The organism is Pseudonocardia sp. Ae717_Ps2 (genome assembly GCF_001932475.1).
Lineage (GTDB): Bacteria > Actinomycetota > Actinomycetes > Mycobacteriales > Pseudonocardiaceae > Pseudonocardia.
Genome location: NZ_MCIS01000001.1, coordinates 3773802 through 3794494 on the forward strand (window position 1 = coordinate 3773802; position 20693 = coordinate 3794494).

Sequence of the window (20693 nt, forward strand, 5' to 3'; positions counted from 1 at the left end):
CTATCCGAGATGGAGCATCACGAGACGGCCCGGCGGGCCCCGGGGACGTCCCGGGAGGGCACGGCATGACCGCCCAGGAGGTCCTGCGCCTCAACCCCAACCTGGTCGACTACCTGCTGGTGGCCTTCTACTTCGTGCTGGTGCTCGGCATCGGCTTCGCGGCACGTCGCTCGGTCTCCTCCAGCCTCGACTTCCTGCTGTCCGGCCGGTCGATGCCGGCCTGGATCACCGGCCTGGCGTTCATCTCGGCGAACCTCGGCGCGATCGAGCTCATCGGCATGGTCGCCAACGGGGCCCAGTTCGGCATCCCGACGGTGCACTACTACTGGCTGGGCGCGATCCCGGCGATGGTGTTCCTGGGCATCGTGATGATGCCGTTCTACTACGGCTCCAAGGCCCGCAGTGTCCCGGAGTTCCTGCTCAAGCGGTTCAACAAGACCACCCAGCGGGTGCAGGCGGTGATCTTCGCGGTCGCCTCGATCCTGATCGCCGGGGTCAACCTGTTCTCCCTGGGCCTGGTCCTGGAGGCGCTGCTCGGCTGGTCGCTGTACCTGGCGATCCCGGTCGCGGCCGTCGTCGTCCTGGGCTACATCTCCCTCGGCGGGCTGTCCGCCGCGATCTACACCGAGGTCCTGCAGTTCTTCGTGATCCTCGCGCTGCTGATCCCGCTGACCGTCGCCGGACTCAACCGGGTCGGCGGCTGGGACGGCCTGACCCGCGCGGTCACCGAGGGCCCGAGCGGCGGCGCGGACCTCAACGCCTGGCCCGGCACCCCGCTCACCGAGATCGCCAACCCGTTCCTGTCCGTGCTGGGCATCGTGTTCGGCCTCGGGTTCGTCCTGTCCTTCGGCTACTGGACGACGAACTTCGCCGAGGTCCAGCGCGCCCTGTCGGCCAAGTCGATGTCGGCCGCCCGGCGCACCCCGATCATCGGTGCGTTCCCGAAGGCGCTGGTCGTGCTGGTCATCGTGACCCCGGGCATGATCGCCGGGATCCTGGTCCCGCAGATCGCCGCGGTGAAGTCCGGCGGCGGCGACGCCGTCGAGGGCATCACCTACAACAACGCGCTGTCGCTGCTGATGAAGGAGGTCCTGCCCAACGGGATCCTCGGCGTCGCGATCGCCGGCCTGCTGGCCGCGTTCATGGCGGGCATGGCGGCGAACATCAGCTCGTTCAACACGGTGTTCACCTACGACATCTGGCAGGACTGGGTCCGCCCGGGCCGCGCCGACCGCTACTACCTCGGCGTCGGCCGGCTGGTCACGATCGTCGGCTGCGTGCTCGCGATCGGCACCGCGTTCATCGCCTCGGGCTCGGCGAACCTGATGGACTACATCCAGTCGCTGTTCAGCTTCTTCAACGCACCGCTGTTCGCGATCTTCATCCTGGGACTGTTCTGGAAGCGCATGACCGGGCCGTCGGCCTGGATCGGCCTGCTCTCCGGCACCGCCGCGGCGGTGCTCGTCGACATCCTGGTGCGCACCGAGGTCTGGACGATGTCCAGCCAGGCGGGCAGCTTCGTCGGCGCCATCGCGGCGTTCGTCGTCGGTGTCGGCGTGGCCGCGGGGGTCTCGCTGGTGACCACCCCGAAGCCGGACGCCGAGCTGGTCGGCCTGACCTGGAGCCTCACGCCCAAGGAGGCCCGCACCCATTCCACCGACGGCGACGACGCGGGCTGGTACCGCAGCCCGGGTGTGCTCGGTGCACTGGTGCTCGCGATGACCGTCGTCCTCTACATCGCGTTCGGCTGAGCGGAGACCTGCGATGAGCTCGAAGAGTGCAGACCACACCCCCGGCGACCGCGCCGGGACCGACGCCCCGGTCTCGACGACCGCGGCCAACCTGTTCGACCTGCGGTCGGTGATCGCCCTGCTGTTCGGGGTCTACGGCATCGTGCTGCTGATCATGGGCATCGTGTCGGGGAACGACCCGGAGAACCTGGCCAAGACCGGCGGTACGAACCTCAACCTGGACACCGGCATCGGCATGCTGGTGATCGGGGTGCTGTTCGTGCTGTGGGTGTACCTGCGGCCGCTGAAGCTGGCCCCGCCGGCGGCCGACGAGCAGGACTGACCCGGACCACGCCGGCCGGGAGTGCCCTCAGCGCTCGCGGCCGGCGCGGTTCGGGTAGACCGGGTTGAACGCCGCGAGGGTGTAGTCGTCGATCCGGCGCACCACGCGGGTCAGGCCGGAACGCAGGACGCGGAGTGTGTCGATCATGGATGGGATTCCCTTCGGTGTCGGCGGCAGAACCGCCAGCTGTGGACGAGGGAGCCCGCCGGGTGAGGCGGGCGGCCTCGTCACCGGACCCTTCCAGGATGCACTGAATCGATCCCGATGCGCCGCCGATCGCGAGCGCGGTCACGATGTGAGGCCGGTCGCGGCGTGCGGGTGATCGCCCGCGACAGCGCGCACGAGATCGAGATCGCGCGGTCGCGCTTCCTCTGCACCGTCGCCCGCGTCGCCGACGTCGCGGCGGCCCAGGCCGTGATCGACCGCGTCCGCCGGGCCGGGCCGGACGCCACCCACCACTGCACCGCGCTGCGCATCGGCGACCCCGCCACCGGGGACCTCACCGCCCGCAGCAGCGACGACGGCGAGCCGTCGGGCACCGCGGGCGTGCCGATGCTGGAGGTGCTCACCCGCCGGGGGCTGACCGACGTCGTCGCCGTCGTCTCGCGCTGGTTCGGCGGGACGAAGCTCGGCGCGGGCGGGCTGGTCCGCGCCTACTCCGGTGCCCTGACCGCCACCCTGGACGCGGTGGGCGAGCTGCGCCGGGTCCGGCACCGCGAGCTGCTGCTCGCCGTCGGCCACGACCGCGCCGGGCGCCTGGAGCACGACCTGCACCACTCCCCGTACCGGCTGTGCGACGTCACGCACGGCGTGGACGTCACACTGACCGTGGCCGTCGCCGAGACCGACACCGGTGCCTTCGCCGACTGGCTCGCCGAGCACACCGGCGGCGACGTCGAGGCGCTCGACGCCGGCCCGCGCGACCTCTACCTACCCTGAGCGCGTGCACATCCGCGCCGCCACCGCCGACGACCTCCCCGCCGTCCTCGACGTGCTCCGCCCGATCTTCGCCGACGGCCGGACCTACACCGTCCCGCCCGACGCCGACGACGCCTGGATCACCCGCATGTGGATGCTCCCGCCGCCGGCACGGGTCGTCGTGGCGGTCCGGGACGGGAGGGTCGTGGGCACCGCCAAGACCGGGCCCAACCAGCCGGGGCCGGGCTCGCACGTCGCGACCGCGAGCTTCGCCGTCGACACCGGCGAGGCCGGGCGCGGCACCGGGCGCGCGCTCGGCGAGCACGTGCTGGCCCTCGCCCGCGCGGACGGGTACGCCGCGATGCAGTTCAACGCCGTCGTCGCGACCAACACCCGCGCGGTCGCGCTGTGGCACTCGCTCGGCTTCGCCACGGTCGGCACGGTGCCCGACGCGTTCGCCCTGCCCGACGGCACGACCACCGGCCTGCACGTGATGCACCGCTACCTGTGACCCGCACGGTCTGCATCGTTGCACCTCTGTACCTGCAGAGTTAGTCGCGCCTACACTGTGTCTTCGCCAGACCTCATCACTTCACGGGGGCGCACATGACGAGCACGGACACGGCCGCACCGGTCAGCGTGGAGCAGCTGCGCCGACGCGGGTGGCGCGGCAGGCTCGCCGTCCTCGGGCCCGCGTTCGTCGCCGCCGTCGCCTACGTCGACCCGGGCAACTTCGCGACGAACTTCTCCGCCGGCGCCGGCTACGGCTACCTGCTGGTCTGGGTGATCGTCGTCGCCAACCTGATGGCGATGCTCATCCAGTCGCTCTCGGCCAAGCTCGGGCTCGCGACCGGCAAGAACCTCCCCGAGCTGTGCCGCGAGCACCTCACCCCGTGGCGGAACCGGTTCATGTGGGCCCAGGCCGAGCTCGTCGCGATCGCGACCGACCTGGCCGAGGTGATCGGCGGCGCCGTCGCACTGCACCTGCTGTTCGGGATCCCGCTGTTCACCGGCGGGGTGATCACCGGCGTGATCGCGTTCGTGCTGCTGGGACTGCAGTCGCGCGGGCACCGGCCGTTCGAGCGGGCGATCGTCTTCCTGCTCGCGATCATCCTGGTCGGGCTGGTCTCCACCGTGGCGCGCACCGACGTGGACGGTCCCGCGCTCGCGGCGGGCCTGGTCCCGGGCTTCGACGGCGTCGGGTCGCTGGTGCTGGCCACCGGCATCCTCGGCGCGACCGTGATGCCGCACGTGATCTACCTGCACTCGGCACTGACCCAGGGCCGCCTGGTCGCCCGTGGCCCGGAGGACACCCGGTTCCTGCTGCGGGTCGGGCGCACCGACATCGCGCTCGGGATGGGCGTGGCCGGGCTGGTCAACCTGTCGATGCTGGTCGTCGCGGCCGCCCTGTTCGCCGGCACCGACGTGCCCGGCACCGACACCCTGGAGGGCATCTTCGCCGGGCTGGGCAGCGAGCTCGACGCCGTCGCCGCGTACGGGTTCGCGATCGCGCTGCTCGCCTCGGGGTTCGCGTCGTCGGGCGTCGGGACCTACGCCGGGCAGGTCATCATGGCCGGGTTCCTGCGCCGCCGGATCCCGCTGCTGCTGCGCAGGCTGCTGACCCTCGCCCCCGCTCTGGTCGTGCTGGGCATCGGGATCGACCCGACGCAGGCGCTGGTGCTCTCCCAGGTCGTGCTGTCGTTCGGGATCCCGTTCGCGCTGGTCCCGCTGGTGTGGCTGACCGCGCGCCGCGAGGTGATGGGCGACCTGGTCAACCACCGCGTCACCACGGCCGCGGCGGTCGTCGTCGCCGCGGTCGTGGTGGGGCTGAACGCCTTCCTGATCTGGGAGGCGTTCGTCGCCTGACTCAGCGACCGCACCAGACCGGGTCGCGCTTCTCGGCGAACGCGGTGGCGCCCTCGCGGGCGTCCTCCGAGGTCAGCACGGGGCGAACGATCGCGTCGTGGCGCTCCCAGCGGTCGGCGCCCCAGTCCGGGCTCTCCCGCACGATCCGCTTCGACGCGGCGACGCCGAGCGGCCCGTTCACCGCGATCCGCGCGGCCAGCGCCAGCGCCGCCTCGAGCGCGGTGCCGTCGTCGACAACGGAGTTGACCAGGCCGGCGGCCTCGGCCCGCGCGGCGTCGATCGGGTCCCCGGTCAGCAGCATCTCCAGCGCCAGCGCCCGGGGCACCCGGTTCGCCAGCTCCAGCGCCCCGCCCGCGGCGGCGACCAGGGACCGCTTGACCTCCGGCACCCCGAAGCGGGCGCCACGCCCGGCGACGACGAGGTCGCAGGCCAGCATGATCTCGAACCCACCGGCCAGGGCCCAGCCCTCGACGGCGGCGATCATCGGGGTGACCGGCGGGGCCTGGGTGATCCCGCAGAGGCCGCGCCCGGGCACCGACGGCCGCTCGCCGCGCAGGAACGCCTTGAGGTCCATCCCGGCCGAGAAGACCCCGCCCGCCCCGGTCAGCACGCCGACCCGCAGGTCGGGGTCGGCGTCGAGCTCGTCGACGGCCGCGGCGACGGTCCGCGCGACGCTCTCATTGAGGGCGTTCTTGGCGTGCGGGCGGTTGATCGTGATCAGCAGGACGCCGTCCCGCCGCTCGACCAGCACGTCCTCGTCGGACGCGGCCGTCCCGGAAGGAGTCAGTTCTGACTGCTCTGTCATGGGCCCACCCTAGATCGCGGGCGCCACCACCGGAACCGAGTGCTCCCAGTCCGCCAGCAGGGTCCGCAACGCGGTCACCAGCGCCAGCGGCTGGTCGATCATCATGTGGTGCCCGGCACCGGGGATCTCGACGACCAGCGCGGCCCGGCCCATCCGGTCGACGGCCATCTCCCCCATGTCGGCCGGGACCAGGCCGTGCTCAGCGCGGAACAGCGCGATCCGGCAGCCCGGCCGGCCCAGGTCGCCGGGGGTCAGCGCGATCCCACCGAAGATGCGCGGGTCGAACTTCCAGCTCCAGCCGCCGTCGACGGCGCGCACGCTGCGTTCGGCGATGTGCCGGTGCACGTAGGGCAGGTCACCGGGCTGGCCGGGGATGGTGCGGAACCGCGCGACCAGCGCGTCGCGGTCGGGGTGCACCTTCACCGGACCGAACGCCCGCTGTTCTCGTGCCGCCAGCTCCTCCGGCGACCGGTCCCGGATCGGGGAGTCGACGGCGACGGACCCGGCCAGCTCCTCGCCGTAGCGCAGTGCCGCGGTGAGCGTGACGTACCCGCCCATGCTGTGCCCGATCAGCGTCGGACGCGGGCCGAGGCCCGCGGCGTCGATCACGGCACGCAGCTCGGCGGCCCAGCGGTCCAGGTCGTAGGACGGCGCGCGCCCGGAGTCACCGTGCCCGGACAGGTCGACCGCCGCCACCCGGCGGGTGCCCTCGGTCAGCAGCGGAGCGATGTGGTCCCACCAGTGCAGGTGTGCCGCGCCGCCGTGCACCAGCAGCACGCCGGGCCCGCCAGGGGTGCCCCAGCTGCGGAAACGGATCTCGACGCCGTCGCTCTCGGTGCGCCCGGGCTCGCCCGGATCGGCGAGTGCGTCGGTGAACCACGTGGGCGGAGCGGTGGACACGCTGGGACCTCGGATCGTGGTGCGGGGACGGCCGTGGAGAACCTACCTCCCCGCGGCCCCGACGACGCCCGGCAGCGCGGCGGCGACCAGGGGTGGCGTCTTGTTGACACGTTTTCTACGATGACGGTGTGTCTCACAACGAGGTGGAGCCCGCCGGCCGCGTCCGGACGGTGCGCAGCCGGGACGACCTGGACCTGGTCGTGGAGGAACGGGGCGACCCGTCGCACCCGACGGTCGTCGCCGTGCACGGTTATCCCGACGACCGGCACGTGTGGGACCGCGTGGCCGCGGACCTCGCCGCGGACCACCACGTCGTCACCTACGACGTGCGCGGCCACGGTGGCTCCGCCGCCCCCGGAGCCCCGGCCGGCTACGACCTGGAGCTGCTCGCCGCGGACCTGCGCACGGTCGCCGACGCCCTCTCCCCCGACTCTCCGGTGCACCTGCTCGCGCACGACTGGGGCGCGATCCAGACCTGGCACGCCGTGACGCGCGAGGACGGCGCCCCCTCGGCGATGGACGGCCGGGTCGCGTCGTTCACCTCGGTCTCCGGCCCGTGCCTGGACCACGTGGGGCTGTTCCTGCGCCGCCGCGGCCTGCGCGACCTGCGGCCGGTGCTCACCCAGGCGCTGCACTCCTGGTACACCCTGGCGTTCCGGATGCCCGTGCTGCCCGAGCTGATGGTCCGCAGCGGGCTGCTCGGCGCGATGGTGGCGCGGACCGAGCGGATCCCGCGGCCCTCGGTGCGCGACGCGGTCAACGGTCTGGAGCTCTACCGGCGGAACCTGCCCCGGCGGCTCGGACGCCCCCGGCCGCGGCGCACCGACGTCCCGGTGCAGATCCTGGCCCCGCTCGGCGACGCCTACGTCACTCCCGCGATGGCGACGAGCGCCGCCGCGTACGCCCCCGACCTGCGGGTCCGGTACCTGCCCGGCGGGCACTGGATCGTCCGCAAGCGGGCGGGTGTCGTCGCGCGCTGCGTCCGCGAGCTCGTCGCCGAGCGCTCCGGCGGCACCACCTCGCCCGCGCTGGAGCGGGCGGCGGCCCGGGGCGCCGCCCTGGTCCGCAGCGGGGGGCGGCCGGGCCGGGCGTCGCGTTGGGACGGCTCGCTCGCCGTCGTCACCGGGGCGGGCAGCGGGATCGGCCGCGAGATCGCCCGCCGGCTCGCCGACCTGGGGGGACGGGTCGTCGTCGCCGACGTCTCGGAGGCCGGCGCCGCGGAGACCGTCGACCTGGTGACCCGGCGGCACGGGCCCGGGCGTGCGGTGGCCGCGGTCGTCGACGTCGCCGACGAGGCCGCCGTCGCCGCGCTCGCCGAGCGGGTCGCCGCCGAGCACGGGGTGCCCGACCTCGTCGTGAACAACGCCGGGATCGCCGTCGCCGGGTCGTTCGCCGACACGACGACGCAGGAGTGGCAGCGGATCGTCGACGTGAACCTGTGGGGCGTCGTGCACGGCTGCCGGCACTTCGGCGCGCTGCTCGCCGCACACGGCGAAGGCGGCACGATCGTCAACACCGCGTCGGCGGCGGCCTACCTGCCGTCGCGCTCGCTGCCGGCCTACGCCACGACCAAGGCGGCGGTGCTCATGCTGTCGCAGTGCCTGCGCGCCGAGCTGGCGGGCGCCGGGGTCGGGGTCACCGCGCTGTGCCCCGGGTTCGTCGACACCCCGATCACCGGTGCCACCCGCTTCGCCGGCACCGACGACGCCACGCAGGCCGTCCGCCGTCGCGACGTCGCGGCGGCCTACGCCCGACGCGGGTACACCCCGCAGCGCGTCGCCGCCCGGCTGGTCCGCGCCGTCGAGCGGGACCTGCCGATCGCCCCGGTCACCGCCGAGGCGCACGTCGGGCTGCTCGCCTCCCGGCTGTCCCCCGCACTCGTCCGCGCACTCGCCCGGGTCGACGGGACCCGCTGAGTCTCCCAGGAGCATCGCCATGACCGACCCGACCGAGGACCGGATCGCGCTGCAGGCCCGCGACGTCCGGTTCGACTTCAGCACCCTGCGGACCGACTGGATCCCCGGCGAGCCGTTCGCCTCGCACCTGATCGACGTGCTGCACCTGCTGCTGCCCGAGGGGGAGCGCTGGTTCGTGGAGGTCTTCTCCCGCGCGCTGCCGATGGTCCGTGACGAGGCGCTGGCCGAGGACGTGCGCGGTTTCATCGGCCAGGAAGCCGTGCACGCGACCTCGCACCAGGGGGCGCTGGACCACCTCGTCGAGGCGGGCGTGGACGTGACCCGCTTCGTCGAGCAGGTCGAGTGGATCTTCACGGAGCTGCTCGGCGACCGCGGCCTCACCGGCGACGCGGCCCGGGAGTGGCTGGTGGAGCGGGTCGGGCTGATCGCGGCGATCGAGCACTTCACCGCCGTCCTCGGCTCGTGGATCCTCGACGCCGACGCTCTCGACGCGGCCGGGGCCGACCCGCACATGCTGGACATGCTGCGCTGGCACGGCGCCGAGGAGGTCGAGCACCGCAGCGTCGCGCACGACCTCTACACCCACCTCGACGGGCGGTGGCTGCGCCGGATCCGGGCGATGGCGGTGGCCGGGCCGGCGCTGGCGAAGCTGTGGGCCGACGGCACCCGGCACCTGTGCGACCGCGACCCGCACCTGCGCGGGACACCGCAGCGCCGGGCCCGGCTGCGCGACTACCTGCGGGACTCCCGGCGTGGGCTGGTGCCCGGCCCGTGGCTGTTCGCCCGCGCCGTGCTGACCTACCTGAGCCCGCGGTTCCACCCGGCCGCTCACGGCGACACCGACGCGGCGGTGGCCTACCTCGCGGTCTCCCCCGCCGCCCGTGCCGCCGAGGCGGGGCACGCCGACCCGGCCGGGGGGTCCGCGGCATGAGGACCGCGCTGCTGTCCGGCGCGGGCTCGGCCGCGCCGCCGCCGCACCCGAACCGCGGGGCGACCGCATTGTCGGTGCTCACGGCGGTGACCCAGACCCTGGCGACGGCCGGTGGCCGGCGCCGTCGCCCGGTCACCCCGGTGGACCGCACCGTGGTCGTCGAGGTGCACGCCGTGCGCCGCCCCTGCCCCGACGTCGCCGAGCTCGACCTCGTCCCGGCGGGCACCGGGCCGCTGCCGGGCTGGCGGCCCGGCGCGCACGTCGACGTCGAGCTGCCCTCGGGGTTGCTGCGGCAGTACTCGCTGTGCGGCGACCCGGGCGACCGGTCGGTGTACCGGATCGCGGTGCGGCGGGTGCCCGGGGGCTCCGGCTCGCACGAGGTGCACGCCCTGCGCCCCGGGGCGCGGCTGCGGCTGCACGGCCCGCGCAACGCGTTCCCCCTGGCCGCGGCGCCGTCGTACCTGTTCGTCGCCGGTGGCATCGGGATCACCCCGATCGCGCCGATGGTCCGGGCCGCGCACACCGCGGGGGTGGGGTGGCGGCTGGTGCACACCGGCCGGGACCGGGCGTCGATGCCGCTGTCCGACGCCCTCGCCGCGCTCGCCCCGGATCGTGTGGTCCGCCGCCCCGACGACGTCGCGGGCGTCCCCACGGCGGCCGAGCTGCTGGCCGGGACCGACCCGGACGCCGCCGTCTACTGCTGCGGCCCGCCGCCGATGATCGAGGCGCTGCGCCGGGCGCTGCCCGCCGGGCAGCGGTTCCACTCCGAGCGGTTCTCCCCGCCCCCGATCCGCGGCGGCCGCCCGTTCACCGTCCGGATCGTCGGCGGCCCGGACGTCGCGGTCCCGGCCGACCGGACCGCGCTGGACGCCGTGCGCGCGCTGCGCCCGGACGTGCCCTACTCCTGCCGGCAGGGGTTCTGCGGGACCTGCCACGTCCGGCTGGTGGAGGGCACGACCGTCGGCGACCCGGCCGGGCCGGGCCGGACCGCGCTGTGCGTCGGGCGGGCCACGGACGGGACGATCGTCGTCGACCTCGGGCGCTGAGGCATGGGGTCCGTACCCTCGTCGGTGATGACCTCACCCGCACGTCCACCCCGGCGCATGACGCCCGAGGCCCGCCGCGCGCAGCTGGTGTCGGCCGCGCTCGACCTCTACGGCGCCCGCTCGCCGGAGGAGGTGGCCGTCGAGGACGTCACCCGGGCCGCGGACGTGTCCCGGGCGCTGTTCTACCGGTACTTCTCCGGGATGGAGGAGCTGCACGTCGCGGCGCTGGGCAGTGTCGCCGAGGAGCTCATCGACCGGGTCGCGCTGCCCGCTGACGGTCCGCTGGACTCCCAGCTCGCCGACGCGCTGGACGTGTTCCTCGACGTCGTCGGCCGGCACTCGCGGGCCTACGTCGCGCTGCTGCGCAGCGGCTCGGTCGTCTCCACCGGGGAGACCGACGCGATGGTGGACGGCGTGCGCGACCACATCGTGGACCTGCTGTGCGTGCGCGGCGGTGTGCCCGACCCGACGCCGCTGCAGCTGATGACGCTGCGCGGCTGGGTCGCGCTGGTCGAGGGCTCGGTGCTGGTGTGGCTGGAGGCGGGCCGGGTGCCGGCCCGCGCCGAGCTGCGGGACTGGCTGGTGGAGCAGCTGTTCGCGATGCTCGGGGTGACCGTGGCCCGCGACCCGGACGCTCAGTTCTCCACGACGCCGAGCGCGTTGGGCACCAGCCGGTAGGCGTCCTCGGACGGGCTGTTCACGACCTGGCCGCGGAACACCATCGTCGAGGAACCGCCCCCGTCGAGGTTGACACCGTCGACGGCGCCCGCCCGGCGCAGCTGCTCGGCGGTCTCGGCCAGGGTGATGCCGACCGAGGTCGACTCGCGGCCGTCGGCGGTGAGCAGGATCAGCCGTCCCTGCGCGGTGAGGCCCGCGGCGCTGCGCGGGTCGCGGGAGCGGGCGTCCAGCCCGGCGACGGGTGCACCGTCGCGCAGGATCGGCGACGCCCCGACCGCGGTCCGCGGCGGTGTCCCCGACGCGGCGGCGAGCGCGTACCGGACGGTGACCCGGTCGCCGACGGCGAGCCGTCGCAGCGCGGCGGCGCCCTGGTCGCGGCCGGCGAGGACCTGGTCCCCGGCCGGGATCGCTCCCCCGCCGGGCGGGCGGACCGCGGTGACCGCGCCGTCGCGGACGACGACCTCGACCCGGTCCGGTGCGCACGGCGCGTTCCGGTCGGTGTCGCTGCCGCACAGCGTGGCGGCCCGGTCGCCCGCCCAGTCGGAGGTGAACAGCCCGATCCCGCCGACCGGCACGGCGTAGGCATTGAGGGTGTCGATCCGGAGGCGGCCCTGCGGGCCGGTCGCGGAGGCGTCGAGGGTGAGCCGGTCCAGGCGCGGGGTGCCGTCGTCGTCGACGGCGAGCACGTCGCCCTGCTCGGCGCCGGGGACGCCCGGGGCGAGCCGCCGCCCCGGTGGGACGGCGGAGGTCAGCGCGCGGCCGTCGCGGACCGAGGGCCCGGCGGGGGCGTTGCTGCGCCCCAGGTCGAAGAAGTCACCGTTGATCGCGGCTGCCGCCCCGCCACGCTGCGCGTGCGCGGGAACCGAGGACCGCTCGCCGACCGTCGCACCGGTGAGCAGGGTGGCGCGCAGCTCGGCCCGGTTCAGGTCGGCGACGACGACGTCGACGGTCACCGGCCCGGCCGGGGTGTCGACCCGCTCCTCGCGGTGGGTGATGGCGGGGGCCTGCGGGGCCGGGGCGACGGGCGCATCGGCCCCGGTGGACCCGGACGTCGCCGTGGACCCGAGCGCCACGGTGGACGGGGTCTCGCCAATGGAAGCGGTCTCGGCAGTGGACGCGGTCTCCGCGGTGGCCCCGGTGGACGCGGTCTCCGCGGTCTCCGCGGTGGGCCCGGGCGCCGCGGGGACGACGGCCGCGACGGGCGGCGCGACCCGGGCGGGGCCCGCGGACGCCTGCTGGGTGACCGGTACCAGCAGCCCGACCACGACCGCCGTCGCCACCGCCGCGCCCCGGCTGCCCGTCCATCCCGCCATGCCCGCACTCCCCCGATCGCCACCCGGCCGGGGCCGAGGTGACCACGCCGGTGCGGCGATGGCGCGGGGCGTCACGCGACGGTGGCGCAGGGCCACCCGGTCGGGGTCCGGTGGTCCCCGACGGGGTGACCGGGGCTCCGTGAACCCGGGCCGTGCGCCCGGGGCTCCGCCGATGATCGCCGGGAGTGGAGCGCCGGAGACAGTGCACCCGTCCGGCCGCTCCACTCCTGGCGATCACCCGAGCCGGCGCGGGGTCGGGGTCCGGCACGGGGCCGGGGTCCGGTGCGGGGTCAGCGGCTCCGGTGCGGGTCAGCGGGTCCGGTGCGCCGCACCGGGGTGGTCCTTCGCGAGCCGGGCGCCGTCGCCGGTGCCGTACCGCTCGCGCAGGGTGGGGCCGCCCGCGTCGGCGGGGGCGGGCATCCGGCCGCGGCGTCGCAGCTCGGGAACGACGTGGGTCACGACGTCGGCCATCGTCCCCGGGGTGACGGCGTAGGCCAGGTTGAAGCCGTCGAGGTCGGCCTCGTCGGCCCAGCGCTCCAGCTCGTCGGCGACCGTCACCCCGGACCCGACGACGACCGGCCCGCGCCCGCCGACGGTGATGAACTCCGCGAGCTCGCCGACCGTCCAGTCGCGGTCCGGCCCGGTGAACGACGCCAGCGCCGAGCGGGTCGCGTCGGTCTGCACGTACTCGAGCTTCTGCTCCGGCTACGCCCCGGCCAGGTCGACGCCGGACCAGCCGCCGAACAGCGCCAGCGCCGCCGACGGGTCGGCCAGCTCCAGGTACTCGGCCAGGGTCGCGTGGGCGGCGTCGTCGGTCTCCCCGGCGATCGCGGTGAGCATCGCGAACACCTTCACCGAGCGGGGGTCCCGCCCGGCGCGGGCGGCCTCGGCGCGCACCGCGTCGACCGAGCGGCGGACCACCGCGGGCGACGGGCCGGACACGAAGACGGCCTCGGCGTGGGTGCCGGCGAACCGGGCGCCGCGCGGCGACGCGCCCGCCTGGAAGATCACCGGGGTGCGCTGCGGGGACGGCTCGGACAGGAACGGGCCGGGCACGTCGAACCAGCGGCCGTGGTGGGCGATGTCGTGCACCCGGTCCGGCTCGGTGAACACGCCGCGGTCGCGGTCGCGGACCACGGCATCGGTGTCCCAGGAGCCCTCCCACAGCTTGTAGCAGACCTCCAGGAACTCCTCGGCGAGCTCGTAGCGCTCGTCGTGCGGGATCTGCCCGGACCGGCCGAGGTTGCGTGCCGCGGAGTCCAGGTAGGACGTGACGACGTTCCACGCGACCCGGCCGCGGGTGAGGTGGTCGAGGGTGGTGAACCGCCGGGCCAGCGCGTAGGGGTGCTCGTAGGCGACCGAGACGGTCACCCCGAACCCGAGCCGTGAGGTCACCCCGGCCATCGCGGGGACCAGCAGCAGCGGGTCGGCGAGCGGGACCTGCGCGGCGGCGCGGACGGCCGCGTCGCGGGAGCCGCCGTAGACGTCGTAGACGCCGAGGACGTCGGCGAGGAACAGCGCGTCGAAACCGCCGTCCTCCAGCATCCGGGCGAGCGAGGTCCAGTGGTCGAGGTCGGTGTAGCGGTGCCCCTCGTCGGACGGGTGACGCCACAGCCCCGCGGACTGGTGGCCCACGCAGGCCATGTCGAAGGCGTTGAGCAGGATGCGGCCGGTCATGCCACCACCTTCTCGCGGGCGGTGCGGAGCCCGCCGCGGTGGGTCTCGGGCAGCAGGACGGTGGAGACGATGCAGATCGCGAACAGCACCCCGAGGTAGGCCCAGATCAGCCACGGGGTCCCGCCGCCGGCGTAGAGCAGGGCGGTGGCGATCAGTGGCGTCGCCCCGGCGAGGACGGAGCCGACCTGGTAGCCCAGCGAGGCCCCGCTGTAGCGCAGCCGGGTGTCGAACAGCTCGCCGTACCAGGCGGCCTGTGGGCCGTACATGGCGTCGTGGAACAGGTTGACCAGCACGACCATCGCGACGACGACCAGCACGGTGGCCCCGGTGTCGAGGAGCAGGAAGAACACCCCGAGGAACAGCGGCGCCCCGATCGCGCCGAACAGGTAGACCGGCTTGCGGCCGACCCGGTCGGACAGGACCGCCCACAGCGGCGTGGAGAACAGCCCGATCGCCGACGCGATGATCACCGCGGTCAGGCCGGCGCTCTCGGCCGCGCCGGACTCGCCCCGGGCGAGGTAGGTGAGGGCGAAGGTGGTCGCGAGGATGTAGAGCGCGTTCTGCGCGATCCGGCTGCCGACGGTCAGCAGCACGGTGCGCCAGTCGGTGCGCAGCACCTCCAGCACCGGACGGCGGGACAGTGTCCCGGCGTCGCGGGCGGCGGTGAACACCGCGGGGTCGGCGAGGGTGAGCCGGATGGCCAGCCCCACGACGACGAGCACCGCGCTGAGCAGGAACGGGATCCGCCAGGCGCCGGCGAGGAACGCCTCCCTGCCCGCGATCGCGAGCACCGCGGTGTAGACGCCCGAGGCCAGCAGCATCCCGGCCGAGGAGCCGATCTGCGGGAAGCTGCCGAACAGACCGCGCCGACGCTCGGTCTCGGCGTGCTCGACGGCCATCAGCACCGCACCGGCCCACTCCGCGCCGACGGCGAGCCCCTGGGCCAGCCGCAGCACCACCAGCAGCACCGGGGCCAGCAGCCCGACGGTCGGATAGGTCGGCAGCAGCCCGATCAGCGTCGTCGCGACGCCCATCAGCACCAGCGACCCGACCAGGACGGCGCGGCGGCCGATCCGGTCACCCAGGTGCCCGGCGACGACCGCGCCGATCGGCCGTGCCCCGAACCCGGCGGCGTAGGTCGCGAAGGAGGCCAGCACCCCGGTGGCCGGGTCGGCGTCGGTGAAGAACAGCGGGGCGAACACCAGCGCCGCGGCGGTGGCGTAGAGGTAGAAGTCGTACCACTCGATGGTGGTCCCGACGAGGCTGGCGACGGCGGCGCGGCGCGGGGTGGCGCCGGGCGTCGCAGAAGGGGAACTGGACACGGGTGACCTGCCGGTGTGAGGCGGAGCGGGGGGCGTCGGGGGCGGGTCAGCGACAGGCGTGCGACGACAGGCGGCCGTGGTCCAGCCACCGCCGCCGGGTCAGCTCCGAGTGCTCCACGTCGCCCACCCGAGCAGACCGCCCCCGCCCGGCGCAACGGAGCGGGACCGGGGTCACCTCCGCCCGGCCACCCTGGCGTGCAGCCGGACCCAGTGCCCCGCGTCGAGGTCACGCGGCAGCGTCCGCGGCCCGAGCCCGCACTCGCGCGCCCAGTCCCGTGCCAGCGCGCGGCCGAACCGCCGCCCGACGACGTCGACGGCCCCGCGACCACGGCCGGTGAACACCGCGTCGACGATCCGGTGGTGGTCCCGGGGCCGGGCGTCGAGCAGCGGCACCTCCCGGCGGGCGATCTCCAGCACCCCGCCGTCGACGGCCGGGACCGGCCGGAACGCCCTGGCCGGGACCCGGTCGTGCAGGGTGAAGGTGAACCACGGCCACCAGCGGGCGGTGAGGGCGCTGGTGCCGCCGACCGCGGCCCGCTTGCGGGCGACCTCCCACTGCACCAGCAGCAGCGCGTGCGCCCAGCGCGGGGCGGCCAGCAGGCGTCGCAGCAGTGGGGTGGTCAGGGCGAACGGGACGTTGGACACCACGTCGACGGGCCGGTCGAGGCGGACGTCGAGCAGGTCGCCGTGGACGACGGTGAGGCCGCCGCCGAAGCGTCGTCGCAGGCGGGCCACCCGGTACGGGTCGAGCTCGACCGCGGTCAGGGGCCTGCCGGGCAGGCGCAGCAGCGCGGCGGTCAGCGCGCCGTCACCGGGGCCCAGCTCCAGCAGCGGCCGGGGCGGGTACCCGGCGACGACGGCGGCCATCGCGGCCGGGACGGCGTCGTCGACGAGGAAGTTCTGGCCGTGCTCGTGACGGCCGAGCGGACGTGGCAGTGGGGATCGCACAGGAGGCTCCCGGATGGGGAGCCGGGGGCGCGGCGGGGCGCCGCCCGGCAGGGGTACGAGGACCGGCTGCTCGGACGGCGGCGCCAGGAGATCGGCAGGGATCAGGTGTGGCGCCGCCGTCGGGCGACGCGCAGGCGTATCGAGGCCACGGGGGCACGGTAGGGGCGCCGGGGGCACCGGCGCACCCGGATTTCAGTCCGTCAGGTCGGCGGGCGGGGCGGGCCAGTGCGGCAGGACGTGGCCGGGGTAGTCCTCGGAGACGGTGTCGGGGAAGGCGGGCGGGCGCTTCTCCAGGAACGACGTGACGCCCTCGGCGACGTCGCGGCCCTGCCCGAGGTGCGCGATCGCGGCCGAGTCGGCGCGGTGGGCGTCCCACGGGCTGGGCGCGCCGAGCATCCCCCACAGCAGCTGCCGGGTCAGCGCGACCGACACCGCCGAGGTGTTGTCGGCGATCTCGCGGGCGATCGCGTACGCCGCGCCGAGCAGCTCGTCGTCGGGCAGGACGCGGGAGACCAGCCGGCCGTCGAGGGCCTCGGCGGCGTCGAACACCCGGCCGGTCGCGGCCCACTCCATCGCCCGGGAGACGCCGACGATCCGGGGCAGGAACCAGCTCGACGCGGCCTCCGGGACGAGCCCGCGGCGGGCGAACACGAACCCGAACCGGGCCGAGGCGCCGGCCAGGCGGATGTCGGCGGGCAGCGTCATCGTCGCCCCGATGCCGACCGCGGGCCCGTTGACGGCGGCGATCACCGGGGTGCGCAACGCCGCCATCCGCATGGTCACGGTGCCGCCGCCGTCGCGGACGACGCCGCCGATGGTGCCGATGCCCGCGCGGTCCGCGGCACGCTCCGGGTCGGTCGGGTCGAACGAGGAGCCGCCGCGGCCCAGGTCGGCGCCGGCGCAGAAGCCGCGGCCGCGACCGGTGAGCACGATCGCGCGGACGGTGTCGTCGGCGTCGGCGCGGTCGTAGGCGGCGATCAGCTCGCGGGCCATCGTCGCGGTGAACGCGTTGAGCCGGTCCGGACGGTCGAGGGTGATCGTGGCGACCCGGTCGTCGACGTCGTAGGAGATCTCGGTGAAGGCGGGAGCGTCGGTGCTCATGACCGGCGAGTCTGCCCCGCCGCGTCACCGGGTGGTCGGGAACCGCCGGGTGTGCACCGTCACGCCGCCGTCCGGCCGGCCGCCGGCGATGGCGGCCGCCCGGATGCAGGCGTGCGTCCACATGTTGAACTGCACCTCCTTGGCCACGCGCAGCGTGTTGTAGAGCACGTGCGACAGCCGGTCCCCGGGCCGTGCCCAGGACTCGATGTCGAAGCGCAGCATCTCCGGGTGATCCGGGTCGCGACGGGTGCGGAAGTCGATCCGACCGGCCTCCAGGTGCCCGTCCAGGGTGACGAAGGAGAACTCGGTGGGCCCGGCGGCGGCCACCCGCACCGGGCCGTCCCACGGGCCGGGCATGCGGATCAGGAACTCGTCGCCGACGTCCATCCCGCCGGGCTCGCCGCGGGTGCGGCGGAACACCGCGAACTCCGGTGACCAGCGGTCGGGGTCCGCGGCGAGGCGCGTCATGAGCTCCTCGGGGCTGCACCGGGACCCGCGGATGCGCACGCCGTAGCGCCGGTGCAGCAGGGTGCCGTACCCGTCCGACGGGCGCTGGACGTCGTCGGCGTCGGCGCCCTGCGGCGAGGCGGGCGGGAGGTCACCCAGGTCGCCGACGACGTCGCTGCGGTGGATCGGTGTGGTGCGCCAGAAGTAGCGCCACGACACCAGCAGCAGACCCACCGGCCAGCGGAGCACCGCCGACACCCGGCGGGACCGCCGGTCACCGGTGACCGGGGTGGTCCGTCCGCTCGTCGAGGCCGTCGTGGGGGTCCGCATCGACCACGGGTACCCCCTGTGCGGGATTACATCCGCCGGCAGCGGGGAACGGACCGCCATGACGGTCGGACGTGTCCTGCACCGGGCCGGTGTGCGCGGTGCCCAGCTCCAGTGGTTCTCCCTCGGCTCGGTGGGCTTCGCCATCGCGCTGTGGCTGCGCGCGAAGACCGTGGACCAGGACGAGCGCGGCAACGCCGAACGCCGCGCGATCTTCGTCGGCCTGTGGCCGTCGATGTTCTGGCTGATCGGCGACGCAATGCGGCGCGAGGAGAAGGGCGCTCGGTCCTGAAGCGCCCCGGCCCCGAGGACCGTCGCGCCGACCTGGACGGGCTCGCCGCACGCGGCGTGAACTTCGACGACGCCGAGACCCCCATCGACTCCCACGACCCGCGCTGGCACGTCGACCACGGCCGGGCGCTGGTCGGCACCGAGCCCCCCGGTGACCCGGTGCCCGACGGCGCCTGGGAACGCGCCTGCGCGATCCTGCGCGACTACCAGTTCACCGCCCCGAACCGGCTGCGTGGCGTGTTCCGCCCGGCCGACCCGCTGCTGGGCCGCGACATGCTGCTGGAGGGCCGGTTCGGGCCGATGCGCTTCCACCTCGGCGTCCGGGTCACCGGGCTGGTCGACGAGACCGTCGACGGCCGGCGCGTCTGGGGCTGGACCTACGAGACCCTGCACGGACACCTGGAGGAGGGCCGGCTCACCTACGAGGTGGTCAAGACCCTCACGACCGGCGACGTCGAGTTCGTCATCCGCGCGTTCTCCCGGCCCGCGCACATCCCGAACCCGCTGTTCCGGCTCGGCTTCGGGCTGTTCGGCCGGGCGGTGCAGCTGGAGTTCTACCATCGGGCCGGGCAGCGGGTGCGTGAGCTCGTCGCCGACGCGGCGGCGGGCAGGCCGCTGCCGCAGCCGCTGCCGGGTGCCGACGGTGTGACCGTCGCCCCGCAGAACGCCGGACGGCACTGGACGGACCCGTTCGCCGTGCTCGTCCGGCATCCGGGTGTCTGACCCGGGTGCCCGACCCGGAGGGAACCTGCAGATGGACGACCCGATCCGGCGGCCGAACCCGTTCCGCTGGGTGGCCTACGCCTTCGGCGCCCGGCTGCCGGCCCGCAACCGGCGCTGGGTGCTCCACGACGTCACCACCCGCACCTGGGTGCTGCGCCACCTCGTCCGCACCACGGTCCAGCTGATCCCGCTGCTGGCCCTGCTGTACCTGGTGGTGCCCGGCCCGCCGTGGGTGCGGCTGGGCGCCATCGCCTCGGGCGCGGTGATCGGTTACTTCTACTCGGCGGTCTACACGGTCGAGGCGTGCGAGACCCGGGTGATGAAGGCCGGCTACCCGGTGGGGGCGGCCGCGGCGACCCGGGAGGCGCGCCGTGCCGAGCAGCACGTCGACGCCCGGCTGCGGCACGACCGGGAGTTCGGGGCGGAACGCGAGCGGGACGACCGCCGGGGCTGAGCGGCCGCGGTCACGCCGCGCCGTCGAGGACCGCCCGGTGCTCCTCGGTGAGGTGCAGGTCCCGGGCGTCGAGGGCCTCGTCCAGCTGGGCGGTCCGGCTGACCCCGACCAGCGGCCATGCCGGTCCGACGGCGAGTTCGCCCGCGAGCCCGGTCCGGCCGTGCCCCCCGGTCATGATCCAGGCGAGCACGACCTGGTTGCGGGTGGCGCCGGTGTCGGCGGCGACGGCGTCGAGCGCGGCCAGCCGTGCGGTGGTGCCGGGGTGGTCGTAGGCGTCGGGCAGGGCGCGGTCGGTGCGGGTCAGGGCCCCGTTGACCAACGGCGTGTAGGCCCACAGGGTCAGGCCCTCGGTCGCCGCGAGATCCGCCGCGCCGGCGTCGAGCAGCATGTGCCCGGAGTCGGGCAGCGCCGCGCCCGGGCGCGGGAGCACGTAGGAGTGCCGGTACTGGACGGCGTCGAACGCGGCGACGCCCTGCGCGGCGGCGGCCGCACGGGCCCGCTCGACCCGCCACGACGCGTGGTTGGACGCGCCCAGCCGCGCCGCCAGCCCGTCGGTGACCAGGGCACCGAGCGCGGCGACCGTCTCGTCGAGGTCGGTGCGGCGGTCCTCGACGTGCGCCCAGAACAGGTCGACCGACCCGACGCCGAGCCGGTCCAGGCTGCCCCGTGCGGCGGTGCGGACCGCGGCGGCTCCGAGCCCGCCCCGCACCCCGGTCTTGGTGGAGATCCGGACCTGCTCGCGGACGCCGGGCCGCGCCGCGAGCCACGCTCCGAGCACCCGCTCGCTCCGGGCTCCCCGGCCGGGTCGTTCCAGAACGCGTAGACATCGGCGGTGTCGAGCCAGACGCCGCCGCGCTCGACGAAGCGGTCGAGCAGCGCGAACGAGGTGGCCTCGTCGACCCGGGTGCCGAAGTTCATGGTGCCGAGCACCGGCTGCGGTGTGGTCACGGGAGTCAT

General features: G+C 75.0%; 22 protein-coding genes and 1 pseudogene. 12 read left to right on the forward strand and 11 right to left on the reverse strand.

What is annotated here, in order from left to right:
• Positions 1 to 65 precede the first annotated feature (65 nt).
• From Ae717Ps2_RS17250 to Ae717Ps2_RS17270, 5 genes are all read left to right on the forward strand, one after another.
• Complete coding sequence (locus Ae717Ps2_RS17250) at positions 66 to 1751, forward strand: sodium:solute symporter family protein (protein WP_020625350.1); 1686 nt, start codon at positions 66 to 68, stop codon at positions 1749 to 1751.
• 13 nt (positions 1752 to 1764) lie between these two features.
• On the forward strand, positions 1765 to 2073 hold the full coding sequence (locus Ae717Ps2_RS17255; RefSeq protein ID WP_083695757.1) for a hypothetical protein: 309 nt from the start codon (positions 1765 to 1767) through the stop codon (positions 2071 to 2073).
• 312 nt (positions 2074 to 2385) lie between these two features.
• Entirely contained in the window at positions 2386 to 3012 is a 627-nt protein-coding gene (locus tag Ae717Ps2_RS17260; RefSeq protein ID WP_075333607.1) for a YigZ family protein, read from the forward strand.
• A 4-nt stretch (positions 3013 to 3016) separates the two neighbouring features.
• Positions 3017 to 3502: a GNAT family N-acetyltransferase gene (locus Ae717Ps2_RS17265; RefSeq protein ID WP_075333608.1), complete on the forward strand. Its 486-nt coding sequence runs from the start codon at positions 3017 to 3019 to the stop codon at positions 3500 to 3502.
• Between the two features lie 95 nt (positions 3503 to 3597).
• On the forward strand, positions 3598 to 4857 hold the full coding sequence (locus tag Ae717Ps2_RS17270) for an Nramp family divalent metal transporter (RefSeq protein ID WP_043279857.1): 1260 nt from the start codon (positions 3598 to 3600) through the stop codon (positions 4855 to 4857).
• Position 4858: 1 nt separating this feature from the next.
• Here Ae717Ps2_RS17270 and Ae717Ps2_RS17275 read toward each other — a convergent pair whose 3' ends face one another.
• The gene (locus Ae717Ps2_RS17275) at positions 4859 to 5662 is read right to left on the reverse strand and encodes a crotonase/enoyl-CoA hydratase family protein (protein WP_075333609.1); all 804 of its coding nucleotides are present in this window, start codon (positions 5660 to 5662) and stop codon (positions 4859 to 4861) included.
• 9 nt (positions 5663 to 5671) lie between these two features.
• Entirely contained in the window at positions 5672 to 6562 is an 891-nt protein-coding gene (locus tag Ae717Ps2_RS17280; protein WP_075307329.1) for an alpha/beta fold hydrolase, read from the reverse strand.
• 128 nt (positions 6563 to 6690) lie between these two features.
• Between Ae717Ps2_RS17280 and Ae717Ps2_RS17285 the strand changes: the two genes are divergently transcribed.
• Genes Ae717Ps2_RS17285 through Ae717Ps2_RS17300 form a run of 4 tightly spaced genes read left to right on the forward strand, consistent with a single transcriptional unit; the run spans position 6691 to position 11133 of the window.
• Positions 6691 to 8478: an SDR family oxidoreductase gene (locus tag Ae717Ps2_RS17285; RefSeq protein WP_075333610.1), complete on the forward strand. Its 1788-nt coding sequence runs from the start codon at positions 6691 to 6693 to the stop codon at positions 8476 to 8478.
• Positions 8479 to 8497: 19 nt separating this feature from the next.
• Positions 8498 to 9409, forward strand: a complete 912-nt coding sequence (locus Ae717Ps2_RS17290; protein ID WP_075307333.1) for a metal-dependent hydrolase — start codon at positions 8498 to 8500, stop codon at positions 9407 to 9409.
• Positions 9406 to 10455 (forward strand): PDR/VanB family oxidoreductase, encoded by a 1050-nt coding sequence (locus Ae717Ps2_RS17295; protein WP_075307335.1) that lies wholly within the window; start codon positions 9406 to 9408, stop codon positions 10453 to 10455. The genes Ae717Ps2_RS17290 and Ae717Ps2_RS17295 overlap by 4 nt, the downstream gene beginning before the upstream one ends.
• Positions 10456 to 10482: 27 nt before the next feature.
• Positions 10483 to 11133 (forward strand): TetR/AcrR family transcriptional regulator, encoded by a 651-nt coding sequence (locus tag Ae717Ps2_RS17300; RefSeq protein ID WP_075312051.1) that lies wholly within the window; start codon positions 10483 to 10485, stop codon positions 11131 to 11133.
• Here the strand turns inward: Ae717Ps2_RS17300 and Ae717Ps2_RS17305 are convergent.
• From Ae717Ps2_RS17305 to Ae717Ps2_RS17335, 7 genes are all read right to left on the reverse strand, one after another.
• On the reverse strand, positions 11091 to 12446 hold the full coding sequence (locus Ae717Ps2_RS17305; RefSeq protein ID WP_143510401.1) for a phosphodiester glycosidase family protein: 1356 nt from the start codon (positions 12444 to 12446) through the stop codon (positions 11091 to 11093). The genes Ae717Ps2_RS17300 and Ae717Ps2_RS17305 overlap by 43 nt on opposite strands.
• A 309-nt stretch (positions 12447 to 12755) precedes the next feature.
• Positions 12756 to 13130 (reverse strand): hypothetical protein, encoded by a 375-nt coding sequence (locus tag Ae717Ps2_RS40395; protein ID WP_337819520.1) that lies wholly within the window; start codon positions 13128 to 13130, stop codon positions 12756 to 12758.
• Between the two features lie 21 nt (positions 13131 to 13151).
• The gene (locus tag Ae717Ps2_RS17310) at positions 13152 to 14123 is read right to left on the reverse strand and encodes an NtaA/DmoA family FMN-dependent monooxygenase (RefSeq protein WP_337819521.1); all 972 of its coding nucleotides are present in this window, start codon (positions 14121 to 14123) and stop codon (positions 13152 to 13154) included.
• On the reverse strand, positions 14120 to 15445 hold the full coding sequence (locus tag Ae717Ps2_RS17315) for an MFS transporter (protein WP_075307341.1): 1326 nt from the start codon (positions 15443 to 15445) through the stop codon (positions 14120 to 14122). Before Ae717Ps2_RS17315 ends, Ae717Ps2_RS17310 begins: the two co-directional genes overlap by 4 nt.
• A gap of 171 nt (positions 15446 to 15616) precedes the next feature.
• On the reverse strand, positions 15617 to 16381 hold the full coding sequence (locus tag Ae717Ps2_RS17320) for an rRNA adenine N(6)-methyltransferase family protein (RefSeq protein ID WP_139319025.1): 765 nt from the start codon (positions 16379 to 16381) through the stop codon (positions 15617 to 15619).
• 204 nt (positions 16382 to 16585) lie between these two features.
• Entirely contained in the window at positions 16586 to 17494 is a 909-nt protein-coding gene (locus Ae717Ps2_RS17330; RefSeq protein WP_020623456.1) for an enoyl-CoA hydratase-related protein, read from the reverse strand.
• A gap of 24 nt (positions 17495 to 17518) precedes the next feature.
• Complete coding sequence (locus Ae717Ps2_RS17335) at positions 17519 to 18271, reverse strand: DUF1990 family protein (protein WP_083695753.1); 753 nt, start codon at positions 18269 to 18271, stop codon at positions 17519 to 17521.
• A 58-nt stretch (positions 18272 to 18329) separates the two neighbouring features.
• Here Ae717Ps2_RS17335 and Ae717Ps2_RS17340 point away from each other — a divergent pair, with 58 nt between their 5' ends.
• Genes Ae717Ps2_RS17340 through Ae717Ps2_RS17350 form a run of 3 tightly spaced genes read left to right on the forward strand, consistent with a single transcriptional unit; the run spans position 18330 to position 19736 of the window.
• Positions 18330 to 18560, forward strand: a complete 231-nt coding sequence (locus Ae717Ps2_RS17340; RefSeq protein WP_043277734.1) for a hypothetical protein — start codon at positions 18330 to 18332, stop codon at positions 18558 to 18560.
• Positions 18561 to 18616: 56 nt separating this feature from the next.
• On the forward strand, positions 18617 to 19282 hold the full coding sequence (locus Ae717Ps2_RS17345) for a DUF1990 family protein (protein WP_233147600.1): 666 nt from the start codon (positions 18617 to 18619) through the stop codon (positions 19280 to 19282).
• A gap of 31 nt (positions 19283 to 19313) precedes the next feature.
• Positions 19314 to 19736 carry a DUF5313 family protein gene (locus tag Ae717Ps2_RS17350; protein WP_075307349.1) on the forward strand — a complete coding sequence of 141 codons (423 nt, stop codon included), beginning with the start codon at positions 19314 to 19316 and terminating at the stop codon, positions 19734 to 19736.
• 10 nt (positions 19737 to 19746) lie between these two features.
• Here the strand turns inward: Ae717Ps2_RS17350 and Ae717Ps2_RS17355 are convergent, their stop codons facing one another.
• Positions 19747 to 20514, reverse strand: coding sequence for an aldo/keto reductase (locus Ae717Ps2_RS17355; protein WP_233147601.1), 768 nt, complete (start codon positions 20512 to 20514; stop codon positions 19747 to 19749).
• A 92-nt stretch (positions 20515 to 20606) separates the two neighbouring features.
• A pseudogene (locus Ae717Ps2_RS40400) lies at positions 20607 to 20693 on the reverse strand (hypothetical protein); the annotation flags it as partial.

Excerpts from the sequence above, each read along its gene's own strand:
- Ae717Ps2_RS17310 (WP_337819521.1), bottom strand. The coding sequence starts at position 14,123 with ATGACCGGCCGCATCCTGCTCAACGCCTTCGACATGGCCTGCGTGGGC.
- Ae717Ps2_RS17255 (WP_083695757.1), top strand. The coding sequence starts at position 1,765 with ATGAGCTCGAAGAGTGCAGACCACACCCCCGGCGACCGCGCCGGGACC.
- Ae717Ps2_RS17250 (WP_020625350.1), top strand. The coding sequence starts at position 66 with ATGACCGCCCAGGAGGTCCTGCGCCTCAACCCCAACCTGGTCGACTAC.
- Ae717Ps2_RS17300 (WP_075312051.1), top strand. The coding sequence starts at position 10,483 with ATGACCTCACCCGCACGTCCACCCCGGCGCATGACGCCCGAGGCCCGC.
- Ae717Ps2_RS17335 (WP_083695753.1), bottom strand. The coding sequence starts at position 18,271 with ATGCGGACCCCCACGACGGCCTCGACGAGCGGACGGACCACCCCGGTC.
- Ae717Ps2_RS17295 (WP_075307335.1), top strand. The coding sequence starts at position 9,406 with ATGAGGACCGCGCTGCTGTCCGGCGCGGGCTCGGCCGCGCCGCCGCCG.
- Ae717Ps2_RS17270 (WP_043279857.1), top strand. The coding sequence starts at position 3,598 with ATGACGAGCACGGACACGGCCGCACCGGTCAGCGTGGAGCAGCTGCGC.
- Ae717Ps2_RS17275 (WP_075333609.1), bottom strand. The coding sequence starts at position 5,662 with ATGACAGAGCAGTCAGAACTGACTCCTTCCGGGACGGCCGCGTCCGAC.
- Ae717Ps2_RS17340 (WP_043277734.1), top strand. The coding sequence starts at position 18,330 with ATGACGGTCGGACGTGTCCTGCACCGGGCCGGTGTGCGCGGTGCCCAG.
- Ae717Ps2_RS17290 (WP_075307333.1), top strand. The coding sequence starts at position 8,498 with ATGACCGACCCGACCGAGGACCGGATCGCGCTGCAGGCCCGCGACGTC.
- Ae717Ps2_RS17330 (WP_020623456.1), bottom strand. The coding sequence starts at position 17,494 with ATGAGCACCGACGCTCCCGCCTTCACCGAGATCTCCTACGACGTCGAC.
- Ae717Ps2_RS17305 (WP_143510401.1), bottom strand. The coding sequence starts at position 12,446 with ATGGCGGGATGGACGGGCAGCCGGGGCGCGGCGGTGGCGACGGCGGTC.
- Ae717Ps2_RS17350 (WP_075307349.1), top strand. The coding sequence starts at position 19,314 with ATGGACGACCCGATCCGGCGGCCGAACCCGTTCCGCTGGGTGGCCTAC.